At 66.6% G+C, this 19,451-nt stretch carries 22 protein-coding genes; 6 read left to right on the top strand and 16 right to left on the bottom strand.

The window, feature by feature from the left end; genetic code table 11:
- Positions 1 to 312: 312 nt before the first annotated feature.
- Positions 313 to 822 (top strand): methylated-DNA--[protein]-cysteine S-methyltransferase, encoded by a 510-nt coding sequence (locus AC07O0_RS15755; protein WP_494624632.1) that lies wholly within the window; start codon positions 313 to 315, stop codon positions 820 to 822.
- A gap of 125 nt (positions 823 to 947) precedes the next feature.
- Here the strand turns inward: AC07O0_RS15755 and AC07O0_RS15750 are convergent, their stop codons facing one another.
- From AC07O0_RS15750 to AC07O0_RS15730, 5 genes are all read right to left on the bottom strand, one after another.
- Entirely contained in the window at positions 948 to 1,670 is a 723-nt protein-coding gene (locus tag AC07O0_RS15750) for a 2OG-Fe(II) oxygenase (protein WP_494624631.1), read from the bottom strand.
- Positions 1,671 to 1,840: 170 nt separating this feature from the next.
- A complete protein-coding gene (locus AC07O0_RS15745; RefSeq protein ID WP_494624630.1) occupies positions 1,841 to 2,047 on the bottom strand; it encodes a hypothetical protein in 207 nt (68 codons plus the stop codon).
- A 62-nt stretch (positions 2,048 to 2,109) separates the two neighbouring features.
- Complete coding sequence (gene ada / locus AC07O0_RS15740) at positions 2,110 to 3,213, bottom strand: bifunctional DNA-binding transcriptional regulator/O6-methylguanine-DNA methyltransferase Ada (RefSeq protein WP_494624629.1); 1,104 nt, start codon at positions 3,211 to 3,213, stop codon at positions 2,110 to 2,112.
- 241 nt (positions 3,214 to 3,454) lie between these two features.
- Entirely contained in the window at positions 3,455 to 3,910 is a 456-nt protein-coding gene (locus tag AC07O0_RS15735; RefSeq protein ID WP_494624628.1) for an ester cyclase, read from the bottom strand.
- 220 nt (positions 3,911 to 4,130) lie between these two features.
- Positions 4,131 to 5,294: a 2'-deoxycytidine 5'-triphosphate deaminase gene (locus AC07O0_RS15730; protein ID WP_494624627.1), complete on the bottom strand. Its 1,164-nt coding sequence runs from the start codon at positions 5,292 to 5,294 to the stop codon at positions 4,131 to 4,133.
- Positions 5,295 to 5,542: 248 nt separating this feature from the next.
- On the opposite strand from AC07O0_RS15730, the gene apaG reads away from it, so the two are divergent.
- Together apaG and argE are read left to right on the top strand one after the other, a co-directional pair.
- A complete protein-coding gene (gene apaG, locus AC07O0_RS15725) occupies positions 5,543 to 5,935 on the top strand; it encodes a Co2+/Mg2+ efflux facilitator ApaG/CorD (RefSeq protein ID WP_494624626.1) in 393 nt (130 codons plus the stop codon).
- Positions 5,932 to 7,107 (top strand): acetylornithine deacetylase, encoded by a 1,176-nt coding sequence (argE, locus tag AC07O0_RS15720; RefSeq protein ID WP_494624625.1) that lies wholly within the window; start codon positions 5,932 to 5,934, stop codon positions 7,105 to 7,107. Before apaG ends, argE begins: the two co-directional genes overlap by 4 nt.
- 115 nt (positions 7,108 to 7,222) lie before the next feature.
- Here argE and AC07O0_RS15715 read toward each other — a convergent pair whose 3' ends face one another.
- The 3 genes from AC07O0_RS15715 to AC07O0_RS15705 are packed head-to-tail and all read right to left on the bottom strand — an operon-like array spanning position 7,223 to position 10,358.
- The gene (locus AC07O0_RS15715) at positions 7,223 to 8,221 is read right to left on the bottom strand and encodes an Hsp33 family molecular chaperone (protein ID WP_494624624.1); all 999 of its coding nucleotides are present in this window, start codon (positions 8,219 to 8,221) and stop codon (positions 7,223 to 7,225) included.
- Positions 8,221 to 9,150, bottom strand: a complete 930-nt coding sequence (gene argF, locus AC07O0_RS15710) for an ornithine carbamoyltransferase (RefSeq protein WP_494624623.1) — start codon at positions 9,148 to 9,150, stop codon at positions 8,221 to 8,223. Before argF ends, AC07O0_RS15715 begins: the two co-directional genes overlap by 1 nt.
- 2 nt (positions 9,151 to 9,152) lie before the next feature.
- Positions 9,153 to 10,358, bottom strand: a complete 1,206-nt coding sequence (locus AC07O0_RS15705; protein WP_494624622.1) for an aspartate aminotransferase family protein — start codon at positions 10,356 to 10,358, stop codon at positions 9,153 to 9,155.
- A 659-nt stretch (positions 10,359 to 11,017) separates the two neighbouring features.
- Between AC07O0_RS15705 and AC07O0_RS15700 the strand changes: the two genes are divergently transcribed.
- Complete coding sequence (locus AC07O0_RS15700; protein WP_494624621.1) at positions 11,018 to 11,569, top strand: GcrA family cell cycle regulator; 552 nt, start codon at positions 11,018 to 11,020, stop codon at positions 11,567 to 11,569.
- Positions 11,570 to 11,643: 74 nt separating this feature from the next.
- Here AC07O0_RS15700 and AC07O0_RS15695 read toward each other — a convergent pair whose 3' ends face one another.
- Positions 11,644 to 11,961, bottom strand: a complete 318-nt coding sequence (locus AC07O0_RS15695; protein WP_494624620.1) for a hypothetical protein — start codon at positions 11,959 to 11,961, stop codon at positions 11,644 to 11,646.
- 73 nt (positions 11,962 to 12,034) lie between these two features.
- Here AC07O0_RS15695 and AC07O0_RS15690 point away from each other — a divergent pair, with 73 nt between their 5' ends.
- On the top strand, positions 12,035 to 12,460 hold the full coding sequence (locus AC07O0_RS15690; RefSeq protein WP_494624619.1) for an NUDIX hydrolase: 426 nt from the start codon (positions 12,035 to 12,037) through the stop codon (positions 12,458 to 12,460).
- A gap of 8 nt (positions 12,461 to 12,468) precedes the next feature.
- On the top strand, positions 12,469 to 12,789 hold the full coding sequence (locus AC07O0_RS15685) for a YnfA family protein (protein ID WP_494624993.1): 321 nt from the start codon (positions 12,469 to 12,471) through the stop codon (positions 12,787 to 12,789).
- Positions 12,790 to 12,798: 9 nt separating this feature from the next.
- Here the strand turns inward: AC07O0_RS15685 and phoB are convergent, their stop codons facing one another.
- The 7 genes from phoB to AC07O0_RS15650 all read right to left on the bottom strand — a co-directional run bounded on the left by phoB (position 12,799) and on the right by AC07O0_RS15650 (position 19,399).
- Positions 12,799 to 13,497, bottom strand: coding sequence for a phosphate regulon transcriptional regulator PhoB (phoB, locus tag AC07O0_RS15680; protein WP_137883968.1), 699 nt, complete (start codon positions 13,495 to 13,497; stop codon positions 12,799 to 12,801).
- Positions 13,498 to 13,637: 140 nt separating this feature from the next.
- Entirely contained in the window at positions 13,638 to 14,360 is a 723-nt protein-coding gene (gene phoU / locus AC07O0_RS15675; protein ID WP_326876601.1) for a phosphate signaling complex protein PhoU, read from the bottom strand.
- A gap of 38 nt (positions 14,361 to 14,398) precedes the next feature.
- On the bottom strand, positions 14,399 to 15,205 hold the full coding sequence (gene pstB / locus AC07O0_RS15670; RefSeq protein ID WP_442859385.1) for a phosphate ABC transporter ATP-binding protein PstB: 807 nt from the start codon (positions 15,203 to 15,205) through the stop codon (positions 14,399 to 14,401).
- Positions 15,206 to 15,227: 22 nt separating this feature from the next.
- On the bottom strand, positions 15,228 to 16,118 hold the full coding sequence (gene pstA, locus AC07O0_RS15665) for a phosphate ABC transporter permease PstA (RefSeq protein WP_494624618.1): 891 nt from the start codon (positions 16,116 to 16,118) through the stop codon (positions 15,228 to 15,230).
- A 13-nt stretch (positions 16,119 to 16,131) separates the two neighbouring features.
- Positions 16,132 to 17,100, bottom strand: a complete 969-nt coding sequence (pstC, locus tag AC07O0_RS15660) for a phosphate ABC transporter permease subunit PstC (protein WP_494624617.1) — start codon at positions 17,098 to 17,100, stop codon at positions 16,132 to 16,134.
- A gap of 112 nt (positions 17,101 to 17,212) precedes the next feature.
- Entirely contained in the window at positions 17,213 to 18,238 is a 1,026-nt protein-coding gene (gene pstS, locus AC07O0_RS15655) for a phosphate ABC transporter substrate-binding protein PstS (RefSeq protein WP_494624616.1), read from the bottom strand.
- A 108-nt stretch (positions 18,239 to 18,346) separates the two neighbouring features.
- Positions 18,347 to 19,399: an ATP-binding protein gene (locus AC07O0_RS15650; RefSeq protein ID WP_494624615.1), complete on the bottom strand. Its 1,053-nt coding sequence runs from the start codon at positions 19,397 to 19,399 to the stop codon at positions 18,347 to 18,349.
- Positions 19,400 to 19,451: the final 52 nt, after the last annotated feature.

Below are 19,451 nucleotides of genomic sequence, written 5' to 3'. Positions count from 1 at the left end.
CCCCGAAGGTTGCCGTGAGGGCAACTTTTGAGCGCCGGTTCCGATTTGCGGCTAACGAAGGGTTGAACCGGCCGCTCGGGAGATCGACCTCTTCCCGACCCCACAGGCGCCATCGACGCGGCCGCTGCCCAGGCCGAGCGGAGCCTGCCTGGAGAGCTTCGGCGCCTGGCAGAATCCTTCCGCCGGATCCTTCCAGCATCATTGGACAGAATCGGCCAGGGAGCACTTTTCGATTTGAAAGCAAGGGCCGGAGAGAGGTTTGCTGCGCGGGTTCCTATGCTCACCCGACACTCAGTTTCGAGGATTGGGACGATGAAAGAGATCATCCGCTTTGCATGGGGGATCAGCTCCCTCGGCGACTTCCTGGTCGCGATCTCCGACAAGGGGATCGTCGCCGTTGAATTCAGCTCCGATCGTGCGGCGATGGAGACTGCACTGCAGGCCCGTTTTCCGGATGCCATTTCGGAGCACAGCCAGGATGGGCTAGCGGAAGTTGCCGCGACTGTGGCGCGCGTGATCGATGACCCGACGACCGCTTGCGATCTGCCGCTCGATCTGCGCGGCACGCCCTATGACGTGACAGTCTGGCAGATGCTCCGGGAGATCCCGCCGGGCGAGACCACGAACTATGGTGCGCTGGCGTCCAAACTCGGCACGCGCGACCCGCGCGACGTGACGCAGGCGATCGCCAACAACGCTGTCGCTGTCATCGTTCCCTGCCATCGCGTCATCAGGAAGGACGGCTCGATCTCGGGCTATCGCTGGGGTGTCAGGCGCAAGCGGGCGCTGCTCTCGCGTGAGCAGAGACCGCAGACGCGGTGATGGAGCTCGCCGGGCTGGATTGACCGACGCAGCGAAGACTTCGAAACCGACACGCGAAACCCCGGCGGTCAAATCGCCGGGGCTCCTTGCACTGACGATCACATCGAACAAGCCGATGCGCGTCGTCAGCGTGCATCATGAAAGATGATGCCGACGGTGTGGCGCCTGCCGGAGCGGACACGGCTGACGCCATGGCGCAGATTGACGCGATAATTCCCCTTCGAGCCCTGCACCGGCCGGTTATGGACGGCAAAGGCGACGGCATCGCCCTGGCGCAGCGGCACGACCTCGACACGGCTTTGCATGCGCGGGCGCTGCTCGGTCAGGGCGAACTCGCCGCCCGTGAAGTCACGCCCCGGCTCGGAGAGCAGGATGGCGACCTGGATCGGAAAGGCGAGGTCGCCATAGAGGTCCTGGTGCAGGCAGTTGAAGTCGCCCGGGACGTATTGCAGCAGCAACGGCGTCGGGCGCGCCTGTCCGGCCTCGTGGCACTGCTTCAGGAACGCGGCGTGGGCATCGGGATAGCGCTCCTCGATCCCCATGCGGGCGTTCCAGGCATTAGCGACGCCGGCGAGATGCGGATAAAGCGCCGTTCGCAAGCCGCCGATCAGATCGGGGAGCGGGTACCTGAAATAGCGGTACTCACCCTTGCCGAAGCCGTGGCGCGCCATGACGATATGGCTGCGAAAATGGCTCTCGTCGGGATAGAGCGCCGCGACCGCGCGGCACTCCTCCGGCGTCAGCAGCCCGGGCAGGACGGCGCAGCCGAAGCCGTCGAGCTCGCCAGCGAGCGCCGCCCAGTCGTAAGCGGCGACCCGCGCCATGTCCGGGGTGATCATGAGGTTCATCGTCCTAGCTCCATGTTCAGCTCGTCCTGATCGAAGACTAGGTGCGGCAGCGGGCTCCCGAACTCCGATCCTTGCGCTCAAACCGACACGCTGCAGACGCGGAGCCGTGCGTCACGACGAAAGCCCGACCTATGGGCCCCGGCCCCCGGGTCTCTGCCGGGCGGGTTTTCTCAGGCGAGCCGCAGGATCGTCGTTTCGGCCAGCAGATAGGTCTCGCCGGTGGCGAAGCGGACCTCGATCTCGCCATTGTCGCGCTTCTCCCAGGCGGCAAAGCCAGCCGCGACGAGCTGGCCGATATAGGCCATGACCAGCGCCTTGTCGGGATTGCCGCGGGCGAGCGCGGCGAACTCGGCAATGGCCGCCTCGGTCCCGGACAACCTGCGTCGGCTCGTCCTTGCATCGATTCCGCCACGCGAGACCATGTTTCCGATGGTCCTTCTCAGCCGCTGCGTGCTTCCCGATCGAGCAAAGTTCGCTTGCGCTCGACGCCCCAGGCATAGCCCGAGAGCGCGCCGTCGTGGCGAACCACGCGATGGCAGGGAATGGCCACGGCGAGCGTGTTCGCCGCGCAGGCTCCCGCCACGGCGCGCACCGAAGCCGGCGAGCCGATGCGGCGGGCGATCTCGGAATAGGCTACGCGCTCGCCGACCGGGATCGCCTGCAGCGCCTGCCAGACACGCCGCTGGAAGGCGCTGCCGCGCACGTCGAGCGGCAGGTCCAGGCCGACAGCGGGATTCTCGACGAAGCCGACGACGCGAGCGACCAGCGCTTCATATTCGCGGTCGGCGCCGATCAGTCGTGCCTTCGGAAAACGGTCCTGGAGATTGCGGACGAGGGCTTCGGGATCGTCGCCGAGCAGGATCGAGGCGACGCCCTTCGTGCTCGACGCGACCAGGATCGCCCCGAGGACACTCTGGCCGACCGCGAACCTAATCTCCTCATCGGCGCCGCCGCCGCGATACTGCGTCGGCGTCATGCCGAGCATGCCGGTCGACTTCTCGTAGAAGCGGCCGCTCGAATTGAAGCCGGCATCGTAGATCGCCTCGGTGACACTGCTGCCGGCATCCAGGCCTTCGCGAACCTTCTTCGCCCGCTCGCCCGCCGCGTAGTCCTTCGGCGTCAGGCCGGTCGCGGCTTTGAAGACGCGGTGGAAATAGCTCGGGCTGCGGCCGACCGCCTCCGCCAACGCCTCCAGCGAAGGCTCTTCCTCGCTCTCCTCGATAACTCGGCAGGCCTTGGCGACAAGGGCAGCGTTTTCGCAGTCGAGCGAAGGGCCCTCCGGATTGCAGCGCCGGCAGGGCCGGAAACCCGTCGCCCGTGCGCTCTCCAGCGTGTCGTGGAGCGTGACATTCCGGGGATTGGCCGTGCGCGACGGGCAGGACGCGCGACAATAGACCCCGGTCGTCGCGACGGAATACCAGAGTTGGCCGTCGGCATTCTTGTCGCGCGCGACGATGCGCGCCCAGCGCGGGTCGTCCGCGGCGGACAGGATCGGCATTCTCGGGCCCAGCGCGGGCCTTGTCGCGATCGTCATCGCCGTCATCTCGCAATGTCCTTGTTCGACCGTGCCTGCGACCAGCCTCCGTCACACTCCGATCCTTGCTGGCGAGTTCGATGCCCGCCACCCGATTTCCGCCTGGCTTTGACCGGGCTGCCTGGAGACCCCTGCCGGCACGCTCGCGCCGCATTGGCGGCAAACGGAAAAGGCAAGGGCCCGCGCCGGACGCGCGAGCCCTTGCCGCTTCTGCAGCGCGTGTCGCCTGCCGAAGCGCGCCCGTTCCTGGTCAGGCGGCCTTGACGAGGCCGAGCTGGGTCATCGCGGTCAGGCCGTCGTCCAGGCCGATCTCCTCGACGATCTTGCCGTCGATCACCTTCAGGACGGTCGTGCCAGTGAAATGCATCTTGCGGCCGGACGCAGCGGGGAGAGCCTCATAGCCGGGCAGGACATCGTCGAAAACCGCGCCCGTATGCGTGCCGCCGCCCTCCCACTGACCGACGACATAGTCGCCCTCGGCGATCAGATCCGCCGTGCCCCAGAAGTTGAGATCGGGGAACGCAGCGCGGAAGTCGGTCATGAACGCCTTGATGTCGTCATGGCCCCGGCGCGGCTCGTGCAGGGAATATTTGAGCAGCATGTCGGGCGCGGCGATCTCGTCGACGACTGCGAGATTGACCTCCTTGCCCCAGAACTCGGTGAACCAGCGCACCACCACGGCTTTGTTGTCGTATTCCTTGCTCATTGGAACAGGCCCTCTCATCGATCTCTGACAGTCATCGAAACCGCTCGATGACCTGGATCGAAGGCTAGGGAGGCGTCGTTCCAGCCAAACTCCGTTTCTTGCCGCCGAACCGGAAACGCTGTCCGGTAGGCACTCGGCGAAAACGGTTCTTCGAAACAGGAATTTGCGGCGAACGAAGAATTGGGCCGACCACGAAGAGTGAGCGGTTTTTACTCCGAGGCTAGCTGCGGAAATGCTTGGAGAGCTTCAGCGCCTGACCCTGATAGTTCGAGGTTCCGATCGCCCCATAGAGAGCGTCCGGCTCGGCTGCCATGCGCTCGAAGGCGAGGCGCCCGACCACCTGCCCATCCTCGAGCAGGAAGGGCACCTCATGGCTCCTGACTTCGAGCACGCCGCGGCTGCCGGGCACGCCGTCGGCGCCGACGCCGAAGCCGGGGTCGAAGAAACCGGCATAGTGGACGCGGAACTCGCCCATGGCCGGATCGATCGGCGCCATCTCCGCGGCGAAGGCCGGCGGAATGTGCAGCCGCTCCTTCGAGGCGAGGATGTAGAACTGGTGCGGGTCGAGGATGAGCCGCTTGCGCTTGGCCGGGATCGGCGTCCAGAAATCGTCGATCTCGTAGCCGCCGACACGATCGACATCGATCACGTCGGTGAAGCGCTGGGCCTGGTAGCCGATGATCTCGCCCTCGGCATCGCCAAGATGGATGCTGAACAGGAGACCATTGCGGATCGTCGCGGGACCATCGACCAGCGCCGTGCGGCGATGGACCTCGCGCAGCTCCCGGTCGGAGACGCGGAAGCTCTCCGCCTCCTCCTGGCCGGAGCTGCGGCGGCGGAAGCGCAACTGGTTGAGGCGGCTGCCTTTGCGCACCTTGATCGAGAAGCTCGACGGCGAGATCTCGGCATAGAGCTTGCCGGAATAACCGCCGGCGACGCTGTCGAAGGCCTCGCTGCGGTCGGCGATCAGGCGGGTGAAGACGTCGAGCCGGCCGGTCGAGCTCTTCGGATTGGCGAAAGCCGAGATCGTCGCCGGCAGTTCGTGCAGCGACTCCATCAGCTCGACGACATAGACGCAGTTCTTCTCGAGGATCGCGCCCTCCTCGAGCGAGACCTCGTCCTGGGTCAGATCGGCGAGCATCTGGGCGACGCTCTTGTTCGGGCCGGGCAGGAAGCTGGCGCGGACGCGATAGGCCTTGTGGCCGAGCCTTAGGTCGAGGCTCGCCGGCTGGTACTGGCTCTCGGCGAAGGTGCCGGAGGTCGAGCGGACCATGCCGCGATGGACGAGCTTGCGGATGTCCTGGCGCGGCAGCACGCCGGAGGGGCCGGCGAGCGAAGCCGGCGCGGTCGCGATCTCGGCCAGCATGTCGGGCGATGTCGCCATGGCGCTATCAGACCACCTTGTGAAGCGCGGCGCAAAGCCAGCCAGCCAGCCGCGAGATTGATCGTTCTTCCTGCCGCACCGGGGAGCCGCTGGCGAGTCCGACGCTACGTTTTCCACATGCCCGCGCAACCGCTGATCATCGGGTCTACAGCCGATTGGCGGCATTGACGCTGCGCCGCCTCAAGTCATAACAAGGCCTTCCCGCCACACCGGCGTCCGCCGCCATGCGGCGGCACGGAGCCGCGATCATGTACCAGGCCGAAACGCATGGCGTGCGCGTCACCGCCTCGCCCAAATTCATGGACTCTGAGTCCACGCCCGACCAGAGCCGCTATTTCTGGGCCTATACGATCGAGATCGTGAATCTGTCGCCCCGCACCGTGCAGTTGATGACGCGCCACTGGGTCATCACCGACGGGCGCGGCGAGGTGCACGAGGTCCGCGGCGACGGCGTGATCGGTCAACAACCGGTGCTGCAGCCGGGCGAGCGCTTCAGCTATACCTCGGGCTGCCCGCTGATGACGCCCGACGGCAGCATGCGCGGCTTTTACGCCATGCTCGGCGAGGACGGCGCGATCTTCGATGTCGAGGTGCCGCTCTTTCCGCTCGACTCGCCCTATGTGAAGAAGGTCCTGCATTGACGACTGCAACACCGACCGGGCAGCGCTACCAGCCGCTCGACATGCTCGCCCGTCTCGTCGCCTTCGACACGGTGAGCCACAAATCCAATCTCGAGCTGATCGCCTTCGTCGAGGACTACCTCACGGGCTGGGGCGTGCCGTCGGTGCGCTTCCCCAATGCGACCGGCGACAAGGCGGCGCTCTTCGCCACGATCGGCCCGCAGGACCAGGGCGGCATCGTGCTCTCCGGCCATACCGATGTCGTGCCGGTCGAGGGCCAGGCCTGGTCGCGCGACCCATTCACCCTACATGTCGAGGACGGCCGAGCCTATGGCCGCGGCTCGGTCGACATGAAGGGCTTTGTCGCGCTGGCGCTGGCGCTGGTGCCGGATTTCCTGGCGGCGAACCTGAAGACACCGATCCACCTGTTCTTCTCCTATGACGAGGAGGTGACCTGCCTCGGCGTGGTCGATGGCATCGCCGCGATGGGCAAGAGCCTGCCCAAGCCGCGCGCCGTCATCGTCGGCGAGCCGACCTCGCTCGAACTCGCCGACGCGCATAAGGGCATCCGCACCTTTTTCACCACGATCACCGGCTTTGCGGCGCATTCCTCGAAGCCGCATCTCGGCGCCAGCGCGGTCCATGCCGGGACGCGGCTTGCAGCCGGCCTCGTCGCCATGGCCGACGAGCACGAAGCCCGCCTCGACGAGAGCGGCCGCTTCGACCCGCCCTACGACACCGTCCATATCGGCAAGTTCCATGGCGGCATTGCCCGCAACATCCTGGCCGATCGCTGCGATCTCGCTTGGGAGGTGCGCACGCTGCCGGGCTCCGATCCCGAGGAGGTGCCGGCACGGTTCGCCAGGCTTTCGGAGGAGGTGCTGGCCCGAATGAGCAAGACGGCGCCGTCGGCCGCGATCGAGACGGTGATGAGCTCGGACGTGCCGGGCCTGGCGCCCGATCCCGGTTCGGAGGCGGAGACGCTGGTGATGCGCCTCGCCGGGCGCAATCGCACCATCGCCGTCGCCTATGCGACCGAGGCCGGGCATTTCCAGCGCGCGGGCCTGCCGACGATCGTCTGCGGCCCGGGCTCGATCGACCAGGCGCATCAGCCGGACGAATACATCACGCTGGAGCAGGTAGCTGCCGGTGAGGCCTTCATGCGGAAGCTGATGGCGGAGTGCCGGGTGTAGGTGAGTACCGTCATGGTCGGGCTTGTCCCGACCATCCACGCCTTCGCTTCAATGCGTGAGGGCTGTGTTCAAGACGTGGATGCTCGCCACAAGGGCGAGCATGACGCCGGGCCCTTTATTGCCCCGCCGAGATCTCCACCTCGACCTCGGCCGGGTCGAAGCTGTAGCGGCGCGAGCAGAATTCGCAGGTGACGCCGAGCGTGCCGTCATCGGCGATCATCGCCTTGCGGTCGTCTGCCGAAAAGCCCCTGAGCATGCCGAGCACACGCTCGCGCGAGCAGCGGCAGGCCTCGTGCACCGCGACGGGCTCGAAGACATGGGCGCCGCGCTCATGGAAGAGTCGGTAGAGCAGCTGCTCGCTTTCCAGCAGCGGATCGAGCAATTCGTGATGCTCGATCGTCTCGACCAGAGAGCGCGCCTCGGTCCAGGCGTCGTCGCTGATGCCATCATCATCGCCGGCTGCGAGGATCTCGTGGCCCTCCGGCGCATCGCCGGGATGGAGGTCGGCGGCGCGCATCCGGTCAGGCGAGTTCGGCATGAACTGCACGATCAGCCCGCCGGCGCGCCAGGCAAGGCCGGCACCGGTCAGGACCGTGCCGACGCCCAGGCGGATACGGCTCGGGATCTGCTCGGACTGACGAAAATACTGATGGCCGGCCTGCTCGAGCCCCTGGCCATCGAGGGCGACGATGCCTTGGTAGCGCGTCGCCTCCGAGCCCTGGTCGACGGTCATGGCGAGGTGGCCCTTGCCGAGCAGCTCACCGGTCGAGACCGTATCGGCGTCGATCGCCGCCGCCAGCCGGTCGGCGTCATAGCGCGCCATGGCCCGGTAGTTGTCGGGGGCGTTGAAATCGACGACCAGCATCGAGATCGGACCGTCGCTCTTGGTCTGGAGCTGGAAGCGGCCCTCACCCTTGAGGGTCGTGCCGAGCATGACGGTCAGCGCCGCGGCCTCGGCCAGGACGCGCGAAACGGGTTCAGGGTAGTGATGCCGCGCGAGGACCTGATCGAGCGAGGTTCCGAGCCTGACGACCCGGCCCCGCACGTCGAGCGCCGGCACGGCGAAGGGCAGCACCCGGTCGTCGGGTGCTGCCGCTGTCACGGTCTCGGCCATCAGGCAGCCACTCCGCCGAAGCACCAGGCCAGGATGCCCTTCTGGGCATGCAGCCGGTTCTCGGCCTCATCGAACACAGCCGATTGCGGACCGTCCATGACCTGATCGGTCACTTCCTCGCCGCGCGAGGCCGGCAGGCAGTGCATGAAGATCGCATCCTTTTCGGCGCGGCCGAGCAGGCGCTCGTCGACCTGATAGGGCCGCAGCAGGTTGTGGCGCGTGCCTTCCTCGTCGCCCATCGAGACCCAGCAATCGGTGATGACGCAGTCGGCGCCCTCGACCGCGGCTTCGGGCCGGGTCGTCAATTGCAGCCTGGCACCCTGCTTGCGGGCCCAGTCGAGCAGCGCCGGCGGCGGCGCGAGCTCCTCGGGCGTCGCGATGGCGAGCTCGAAATCGAGCCGGCCGGCGGCATGGACCCAGGAGGTCAGGACATTGTTGGTGTCGCCGGTCCAGGCGATGCGCTTGCCCTTGATCGAGCCCTTGCGCTCCTCGAAGGTCATGACGTCGGCCATGACCTGGCAGGGATGCTGGCGCTTGGTCAGGCCGTTGATCACCGGCACGGTGGCGTATTTCGCCATCTCGACCACGGCGTCATGATCGAGCATGCGGATCATGATCGCATCGACATAGCGCGACAGCACGCGGGCGGTGTCGGCGATGGTCTCGCGCTCGCCGAGCTCGATCTCCTGGCCGGTCACCATCATCGGCGAGCCGCCGAGCTCGCGGATGCCGACGTCGAAGGAGACGCGGGTCCGAAGCGAGGGCTGCTCGAAGATCATGGCGATGACCTTGCCTTCGAGCAGGCGGTCGCCGGCGGCCGCGGGCGTGCGCCGGCGGGCCTTGATCTCCTCGCCGGCCTTGAGGATCGACCTCAATTCGCCGGCTGAGAAATCCGAGAGATCGAGAAAGTGACGCGTCGCAGACATCATGCTCACTCCGCCGCCGGCCGGGCGAGTTCCGCCTCGACCGCGCCCGCCGCCTTGTCCAGCCGGGCCACCGCCTCGGCCACTTCGCTCTCGCCGATGATCAAGGGCGGCAGCAGGCGCACGACATTGTCGCCGGCCGCGACCACGAGCAGGCCGGCGGCCCGGGCCTGGGCAACGAAATCGGTGTTCGGGGTCTTGAGCTTGAGGCCGAGCATCAGGCCCTCGCCGCGGATTTCCTCGATCACCTGCGGATGCTGATCCTTGAGCTGGGCCAGCGACTGGCGCAGGCGCAGCGCCGTCTTCTGGACGTGATCGAGGAAGCCCGGCGCCAGGATGACGTCGAGCACGGCATTGCCGACCGCCATGGCGAGCGGATTGCCGCCGAAGGTGGTGCCGTGGGTGCCGAGCGTCATGCCGGAGGCCGCTTCTTCAGTGGCAAGGCACGCCCCCATCGGGAAGCCGCCGCCGATGCCCTTGGCGATCGACATGATGTCGGGGGCGACGCCATTGTGCTCATAGGCGAAGAACTTGCCGGTGCGGCCGACGCCGGTCTGGATCTCGTCGAAGATCAGCATCAGCCCGTGCTCGTCGCAGAGCTCGCGCAGCAGCTTCAGGAAGCGCATCGGCACCGAGCGCAGGCCGCCTTCGCCCTGGATCGGCTCGATCATCAGCGCAGCCGTCTCGGGCGTAATCGCCGCCTTCAGCGCCTTCTCGTCGTCGAAGAGCACCTGGTCGAAGCCATCGACCTTCGGGCCGAAGCCGTCGATATATTTCTGCTGGCCGCCGGCGGCGATGGTCGCGAGCGTGCGGCCATGGAAGGCGCCCTCGAAGGTGACGATCCGGTAGCGCTCGGGATGGCCCTTCGCGGCGTGGTATTTGCGCGCCATCTTGATCGCGCATTCGTTCGCCTCGGCGCCCGAATTGGTGAAGAAGACGCGCTCTGCGAAGGTCGCCTCGCAGAGCCGGCGCGCCAGCTTTTCACCCTCGGGCATCGTGTAGAGGTTTGAGGTGTGCCAGATGCGCTGCGCTTGGGCAGTCAGCGCCTCGACCAGATGCGGATGGGCATGGCCGAGCGAGTTGACGGCGATGCCGGCGCCGAAATCGAGATAGCGCGTACCATCGGCGGTGATCGCCCAGGCTCCTTCGCCACGCTCGAGGGCGATCGGGGCACGGGCATAGGTCGGCAGGAGAACGGAGGAAGCGGTGCTCATGGAGCGAAATCCTTGCGGCGAGACAGGGAGAAAGCGCGGAATCTCAGGCCGGGAACGGCAGTGCGGGACGCAAGCGGCAGGATGCCGGCATGATGCGACCCGCCGGCGACATTATCGTCGCTGGCCGTTCCCGCCGTCTCGTCGCGCGTCAAGCCGCATCGAAGGAAAATCCCGATCGCTCAAAAACATAAGCGCCGCCCTTGGGGGCGGCTGCGTGATGTGACTATGCAAAACCGGCCCGGCCCTGTCAATTGCGGCTGACCTGGAGCCCGTCCCAACGGCCTTGCTCCGCAAGCCGTTGGGATAAAGCGGTCTCCATTCTAAAAGTGAGAGACGGATTCACCGACCAGGGTGTGCCACCCTGATCGGATCCGGCTCTCGCGGCAGCGTTGCCAATTAGACTCACCGGGCGGCCGTCTGCAGTGATTGGCTGGGGAAAAGCCGAATTAGGATTCGGCGACTCTTGTGGCCGAGTCAGGCCATCTTGTATGGTCTTCTTCGTCAGATACGACATCTCGTGCGGCGTCTCCAGTATCGTCAGTTCCGGGCGTAACGGCTTCCGTTCAACCACGGACGCTGCCGGTATCGGATTCCGCCATGATCTCTCCCTATGCCGCACCGGCTTGCCGGTAAGGCATGACGAAGACAGGTGCAACTCCATGACCGAAGCCGGAGCCTGGACCGACGAACGCGTCGAACTGCTCAAGAAGCTCTGGAATGACGGCCTGAGCGCGAGCCAGATCGCCGCCGAGCTCGGCAATGTCACGCGCAACGCCGTCATCGGGAAGGTGCATCGCCTCGGCCTTTCGGGCCGGGCCAAGAGCCCGGGCTCGGCCACGCCGCGTCCGCGCAAACCGGCGGCGCGCCCGCCGAGCCACCCGGCCGGTCATCACAGCAACGGCAGTGCCGGGCTGACCCGTGGCAACACCGCGCTCGCCCCGCAGTTTTCGCCCGAGATCGAAGCCGAGGCGCAGGTCGCACGCGCACCGGCCCCGTCCGAAGACGTGGTCGTGCCGTTCTCCGAGCGGGTCACCATCATGGAGCTGCGCGAATACATGTGCCGCTGGCCGATGGGCGATCCGACCTCACCGGAGTTCCGCTTCTGCGGCGGCCGCAGCGCGACCGGCCTGCCCTATTGCGCCTACCATGCCCGTATCGCCTACCAGCCGGCGGCCGACCGCCGCCGCGACCGCAGGGCGATCCGCGCCTGAGCCTGGCAGCGTCGCGGCAAGAATGTGAAAGCCGGCCGAAAGGCCGGCTTTTCTGTTTCCAGGGAAGGCCCGGCTCAGAGCAGGAAATGAAAGCCGAAGCCCAGGATGACGAAGCCCGCCGCGACCACCTGCGCCACGAAGAGTGGCTGCAGCCGCGAGGCCTTTTCGGCGTCATCAGAAGCTTTCTCGGCGCGCGACATGCGATCCCTGGCCTTGAACTGCTCAGGCCCGCCATCCCGCTCCAGATCCATCCGCACCGCGATGAAGCCGATCACCAGACCGAGTATGCCGAGCCCGAAGAAGCCGACGAGACGAAGCGCGCCGTAGCCGACGCCAATCAGCAGCGCGGCGAGAAAGGGAAATGCGAGATAGTCCCATCTGGTGAAGCGCATGGCTGATAGTCTGCGGGAACCGCGCATTGGCGTCCAGCCGGCACGATCGAAGACCGAGCCTCAAGGGGAGATGATGAAGCCGATCGAATACGCCTGCGCGTTACCGCTGAAGGGACAGCGCGTTCTCTTGGGCCTGCGGGCTCCGCATCGGCGAAATCGGCCGTCCTGCTGGGACACCATTGGCGGCCATGTCGAGCCGGGCGAGGCCATCGAGGCTGCCCTCGTTCGCGAACTGCAGGAGGAGCTCGGCATCGCGGCGACAGCCTTTCGCCATGCCGAGACCATCGAGACAACCGAGACGGATGGCGTCACGCCCGCGCTCTGGCATCTGTTTGTGGTCGCAGAATGGGCCGGCGGCGAACCCAAGATCGCCAATGACGAGCACAGCGAGATCCGCTGGTTCACGTTCGGCGAGGCCGAGGCGCTGACGCCGCTGGCCTCCGAAGCCTATCGCCCGGTTTTCGCCAGGCTGGCCACGGCTTGCGCACCGCGATCATAGGCACCGACATGGCGACCTTCGCGATCTATGCAGGAGCGGCGCTGGCGGAAATCGCCGGCTGCTTTGCCTTCTGGGCCTGGCTTAAACTCGACAAGCCGGTCTGGTGGCTGCTGCCGGGCGTCTTGGCGCTCGCAGCCTTCGCCTGGCTGCTGACCCTGGCCGACAGCCCCGCGGCCGGGCGCGCCTTTGCCGCCTATGGCGGCGTCTACATCGTGACGTCGCTGACCTGGATGGCGCTGGTCGAGAAGGTGCCGCCGGATCGCTACGATCTTGCCGGCGCCGCGCTCTGCCTCGCCGGCGCGGCGGTCATCGTCGCCGCGCCGCGCTGACGGAGGCTGTCAGCCGCGGGCAAAAGTCTCGTCGAAGGCGTAGCCGGCGCCGCGCACGGTGCGCAGCGGGTCCTTGGAATTGGCCGGGGTGATCGCCTTGCGCAGCCGCCCGACATGGACGTCGACGGTGCGCTCGTCGATGTAGACGTCGCGGCCCCAGACCGCATCGAGCAGTTGCGCCCGCGAATAGACGCGGCCTGGCGCCTGCATCAGGAATTCGAGCAGGCGGAACTCGGTCGGGCCGAGATGCAGTTCGGCGCCGGCGCGACGGACGCGACGGGTCGTGCGGTCGAGCTCGAGATCGCCGGCCGCGAGCAGGCCGGCGACATGGCCGGGCTTGGCGCGGCGCAGCAGCGCCTGGATGCGGGCGATCAGTTCGGGCAGCGAGAACGGCTTGACGACATAGTCGTCGGCACCGGTGGCGAGGCCGCGCACGCGCTCGGTCTCCTCGCCGCGGGCGGTCAGCATGATGATCGGCACCCGCTCGGTGTCGCGGCGCGTGCGCAGGCGCCGGCAGAGCTCGATGCCGGAGAGGCCGGGCAGCATCCAGTCGAGCAGGACGAGATCCGGCGTATGGTCGCGCAGATGCAATTCGGCGTCGTCGCCCCGCGCCACGCTGTCGACCTCGAAGCCCTCGGCCTCGAGATTGTAGCGCAGGAGCAGGGTGAGCGGCTCCTCGTCCTCGACGATCAGGATGCGTGCAGGCATTGCGTCTCGCTTTCGCTCGGAGCCTGTTCCGCAAAAGTGGAAACCACTTTTGCGATCAGAACATGCTCCAACTCTTTAGTTGCGCAAATTCTGATCGTTCAGCCGGTTCCGGCTGCACGGAAAGCGCGCCGCCCGCCGGTTCAGCCATTGGCCGCCGGCAGGTCGACGAGGATGTTGGTGGTGTCGAGCTTCGGCCGGCTCTCGTCCATGGACTGGCCGGTGACGAGGTAATGGATGGTCTCGGCGATGTTGGTGGTGTGGTCGCCGATGCGCTCGACATTCTTGGCGCAGAACAGGAGGTGCGTGCAGAAGGTGATGTTGCGCGGATCCTCCATCATGTAGGTCAGGAGTTCGCGGAACAGCGAGGTGTAGAGCGCATCGATCTCGTCGTCGCGGCGCCAGACTTCCATCGCCTTCTGCTCGTTGCTGGCGGCATAGGCGTCGAGCACGTCCTTGAGCTGCGCCTGGACCAGGCGGCTCATATGCTCGAGCCCGACGACAGCACGATGCGGCGGCGAGAACTGGCCGGAGATCGCGACGGCGCGCTTGGCGATGTTCTTGGCGAGGTCGCCGACGCGCTCGATGTCGGCAGCGATGCGGATCGCCGAGATCAGCTCGCGCAGGTCGTTGGCGAGCGGCTGGCGTCGGGCGATGGTGAGCACCGCCTTCTCCTCGACCTCACGCTGGAGATTGTCGAGGCGCTGGTCGGCGCTGATGATCTTCTGGGCGAGCGCGGTGTCGCGGCGCACCAGCGCGACGGTGGAGTCGCCGAGCATGCGCTCGGACATGCCGCCCATCTCGGCGAGGCTGCGGCGCAGGCCCTCGAGATCGGCGTCGTAGGAGCGGACGATATGGTCGGACATGGGCGTATCCTTCAGAGCTGGCCGACGATTTCAGGACGTCAGCCGAACCGGCCGGTGACGTAGTCCTGCGTCTGCTTCTTGTGCGGGTTCATGAAGATCGTGTTGGTGGCGTCGAACTCGATCACCTCGCCGAGATACATGAAGGCGGTGTACTGCGAGATGCGCGCCGCCTGCTGCATGTTGTGGGTGACGATGACGATGGTGAAATCGGTCTTCAGCTGCTCGAGCAGGTCCTCGATCTTGCCGGTTGAGATCGGGTCGAGCGCCGAGGTCGGCTCGTCGAACAGGATCACCTCGGGCTTCTGCGCGATGGTGCGGGCGATGCACAGGCGCTGCTGCTGGCCGCCGGAGAGACCCATGCCGGAGCTCTTGAGCTTGTCCTTGACCTCATCCCAGAGCGCGGCGCGGCGCAGCGCGCCCTCCACGCGGTCGTCGAGCTCAGACTTCGGCGGCTTCTCGTAGAGGCGGATACCGAAGGCGACATTGTCGTAGATCGACATCGGGAAGGGCGTCGGCTTCTGGAAGACCATGCCGATGCGCGAGCGCAGCTCGTTCACGTCGATATCGTTCGAGATGACGTTGCGGCCGTCGAGGATGATCTCGCCGGTGGCCCGCTGCTCGGGATAGAGCGAATAGATGCGGTTGAAGATGCGCAGCAGAGTCGACTTGCCGCAGCCCGAGGGGCCGATCAGCGCCGTGACGTGGCGGTCGCGGAAGTCGAGGTTGATGTTCTTCAGCGCCTTGTGCTCGCCGTAGTAGAAATCGAGGTTCTTGACGGCGATGCGGACGGGAGCGTCGGCGTCCAGCGTTTGCGGGCTCAGTTCCAGGGTCGAGAGCATCTGCATGGTCCTTCCGATCGGACGCTGATTACTTGCCGCCGCGCACGATGCGCCGGGCGATGATGGAAAGCACGAGGATTGAGATCGTGATGATCAGCGACCCCGCCCAGGCGAGCTGCTGCCAGTTCTCGTAAGGGGCGGAGGCGAACTGGTAGATCGTCACCGGCAGGTTGGAGACGCCGCCGAGCAGGTTCGGCGAGAACCAGAAATTGTTGTTCAGCGCGGTGAAGATCAGCGGCGCGGTCTCGCCGGCGATGCGCGCCAGCGCCAGCAGGATGCCGGTGACCATGCCGGACTTCGCCGCCCGCCAGGTGATCGAGGTGATGACCACGGAAGGCGGAGCGCCAAGCGCCGAGCCGGCCTCGCGGAGCGGACCGGGTACGAGGCGCAACATGTCCTCGGTGGTGCGCACGATCACCGGGATCGCGATGATGCCGAGCGCGACGCCGCCGGCCCAGCCGGAATAGCCGCGGAACGGCTCGACCATGATCACGTAGACGAAGAGGCCGATCAGGATCGAGGGCGCCGAGAGCAGGATGTCGTTGATGAAGCGGATCAGGTCGGCGAGCTTCGAGCCTTTGCCGTACTCGGCGAGATAGGTCCCAGCCAGCACGCCGATCGGCGTCGCCACGACGATGCCGAGGAAAGTCAGCACGACCGAGCCGACGATGGCGTTGGCGAGGCCACCACCCTCGGAGCCGGGCCCGGGCGTAATCTGGGTGAAGGTCGCGGCGGAGAGCCCGCCAAGGCCCTTCACGACCAGCATGCCGAGGATCCAGAACAGCACGAAGATGGCGAGCAGGGTGAAGGTCGTAGCCGTGACCTTCATCAGCCGGTCGGCGGTGCGGCGCGACTGGCGAACGCGGCCCCAGGTGACCTCAGGCAACGGGCGGGCGGTGGAGGGGGTCGTCAGGCTCATGATCGGCTCCCGCTCAGAACGACTTGACGCGCGAGACGAGGATGCGCGCGATCACGAGGACGACGAAGGTGACGAAGAACAGGATGCAGCCGAGCGCGATCAGCGAATTGAGCTGCAGGCCGAGCGCCTCGTTGAACTCGTTGGCGATGCGCGAGGCGATGGTCGAGCCGGGATCCATGATCGAGCCGGAAAGCCGGTTGGCGTTGCCGACGACGAAGGTGACCGCCATGGTCTCGCCGAGCGCGCGGCCGAGGCCGAGCATGATCGCTCCGATGATCGAGACGCCAGCCTGCGGCACCAGGACGTGGCGCACGACCTCCCAGGTCGTCGCACCGATGCCATAGGCGCTCTCGCGCAGCACCGACGGGATCTGGTCGAGCATGTCGCGGGTGATCGAGGCGATGAAGGGGATGATCATGAAGGCCAGGATGATCCCGGCGGTCAGGATGCCCAGGCCCGAGGGCGAGCGCGAATACAGGATGGTGCCGACGATCGGCATGCCCTCGACGATGTTCGAGAGCGGGATCTGGACATAGGCCGCAAAGAGCGGCGCGAAGACGAACAGCCCCCACATGCCATAGATGATCGAGGGCACGGCGGCGAGGAGCTCGATCGCGGTCGAGACCGGCTGCTTGAACCAGGGTGGCGCCAGCTGGGTCAGGAAGACGGCAATGCCGAGCGAGAGCGGGACGCCGACGACGAGCGCGATCAGCGCGGTCGAGAGCGTACCGACGATCGCCGGCCAGGCACCATACTGCTCGTTCTGGGTGTCCCAGACGCTGGAGGTGAGGAAGCCGAGGCCGAACTCGCGGAAGGCCGGCCAGCCGCCGATGACCATCGAGAGCATGATGCCGGCGAGCAGCACCAGCACGAACAGGGCCGCCAGGAAGCTGGCATTGCGGAAGATGAGATCGAAGGTCCCCATCGGGGTCTTGCGCACCGGCGCGCTCGGCGCGGCGAACTGATCGGTCACGGCAGACATCCGTGGTTACTCCGGTCTCGTAAGGCGACTATCGGGGCGAAACGATACTCTGGTCGTCATGAAGCGGGGGCCGGTAGCCGGCCCCCGCTCCGTTGTCGTCGTGCGGGAGCGATCAGAAGATCGGCTTGCCCGCCGGATCGGTGACGCCCTTCCAGGCGTTGCGGACCTGATCCTTGACGTTGGCCGGCAGCGGCACGTAGTCGAGGTCGAGGGCGAGCTGGTCGCCGCTCTTATAGGCCCAGTCGACGAACTTCAGCGCGGCCTGCACCTCTTCCGGCTTCTCCGGCTTGGCGTGCACGAGCAGGAAGGTGGCGGAGGTGATCGGCCAGGCCTGGGCGCCCTTCTGGTTGTTCAGCGAGATGCCGAAGCCGGGAGCCTCGTTCCAGTTGGCGTTGGCGGCAGCGGCCTGGAAGGCCTTGTCGTCCGGCGCCGGGAAGTTGCCGTCGGCGTTCTTGACGAGGGCGTGGGCCAGCTTGTTCTGCTTGGCGTAGGCGTATTCGACGTAGCCGATCGAATTGGCGACCTGCTTGACCGAGGCGGAGACGCCCTCATTGCCCTTGCCGCCGATGCCGACCGGCCACTGCACGGCCGTGTTGGTGCCGATCTTCGACTTCCAGTCGGCCGAGACCTTGGAGAGGTAGTCGGTGAACACGAAGGTCGTGCCCGAGCCGTCCGAACGGTAGACCGGGTTGATGTTGGCGTCGGGCAGCTTGAGGTCGCCGTTCAGCGCAACGATCTTCGGATCGTTCCACTTCTTGATGTTGCCGAGATAGATCTCGGCGATCAGCTCGCCCGAGAGCTTGAGCTTGCCTGGCTCGACGCCGGCAATGTTGACCGCCGGAACGACGCCGCCCATCACGGTCGGGAACTGGATCAGGCCGTCCTTGGTCAGCTCCTCGCCCTTGAGCGGCGCGTCGGTGGCGCCGAAGGCGACGGTCTTGGCCTTGATCTGGCGGATGCCGCCACCCGAGCCGATCGACTGGTAGTTCAGGCCGACGCCGCTCTCCTTCTTGTAGGCCTCGGCCCACTTCGAATAGATCGGGAAGGGGAAGGTCGCGCCGGCGCCGGTGATGTCGGCGGCCTGGGCAGCGCCCGTCAGACCGATGGCAGCGGCCGTGAGAATGAGAAGTTTGCGCATCAGATGTCCTCTCTGGATCGCAAGTGCAGCGGCCCTGCTAGAACACCGGCTATATGACAGCTGGATGACACATAGTCATGAAAGCGCACCCGCCGTCGTCACAAATCGTTAACGGCTCGACTCGGGCAGGCGCGGTAGGACCGCCCGGAAGGTCGCGCCCCGGCCGACCACGCTCTCGATCGTCAGCCGGCCGCGATGGCGCAAGACGATGTGCTTGACGATGGCGAGCCCAAGTCCCGTGCCGCCGGCCTCGCGGCTGGCGGCGGTGTCGACGCGATAGAAGCGCTCGGTCAGGCGCGGCAGGTGCTCGGGCGCGATCCCTGGTCCGTCATCCCGTACGCTGAGGCTCACCTCGTCGCCGGAAACCCCGACGGTGATGTCGACCTCGCCACCGCGCTGGCCGTATTTGATCGCGTTCTCGACCAGGTTCTCCATCAGCCGCAGCAATTCGTCGCGGTCGCCGGCGACGGTGACGGGCTGCTGCGGTACGTCGAGCTTCAGCGTCACCTCGCGCTCGCGCGCCATCAGCACGAGCGAGTCCAGGATCTCGCGGGCGATGCTGGAGAGATCGACGGGCGTCTCCGGCGCGAGATGCGCGCGCAATTCGATGCGCGAGAGCGAGAGCAGATCGTCGACGAGGCGCGCCATGCGCAGGCCCTGCTCGCGCATGATCGCCAGAAAGCGGTCGCGCGCGGCAGCGTCATTGCGGGCCGGCCCCTGCAGCGTCTCGATGAAGCCGAGCACGGAGGCGAGCGGGGTGCGCAATTCGTGGCTGGCATTGGCGACGAAATCGACGCGCATGCGCTCGGTCATGCGCTGCTCGCTGAGATCCTCGAAGGTCAGCAGCACTGCCCGGCGCCAGCCACTGCCGGCCAGCGCCGCGATGTGGATGCGGAAGGTGCGCTCGACCGGCACGCGCTCGATCAATTCGACGGCGCGGCGGCCGCCATGGCGCGAGACCTGCTCGATCGCGTCGATCAGATCAGGATCGCGCATCACCAGAGCAAGCGGCTTGCCCTTGGCGAGCGCCGCGACCAGGGCCGGCGCCGTCGGGCTCAGCGCCTGGATCACGCCCTGCGGGTCGAGCAGCACGGCGGGAACGCCGATGGCCTCGATCAGCGCCGCCGTGACCGGCGCCTTTGGGTCGACCAAAGCGTGCATGCGGCTCCTGCCTTCCGATACGTGATCTGCGGCGAGGCCTCTTAGGCCGGAG

The sequence above is a fragment of the Allobosea sp. GW821-FHT10B12 genome (assembly GCF_059415545.1).
This window is presented reverse-complemented; position numbering and strand designations above follow the sequence as displayed.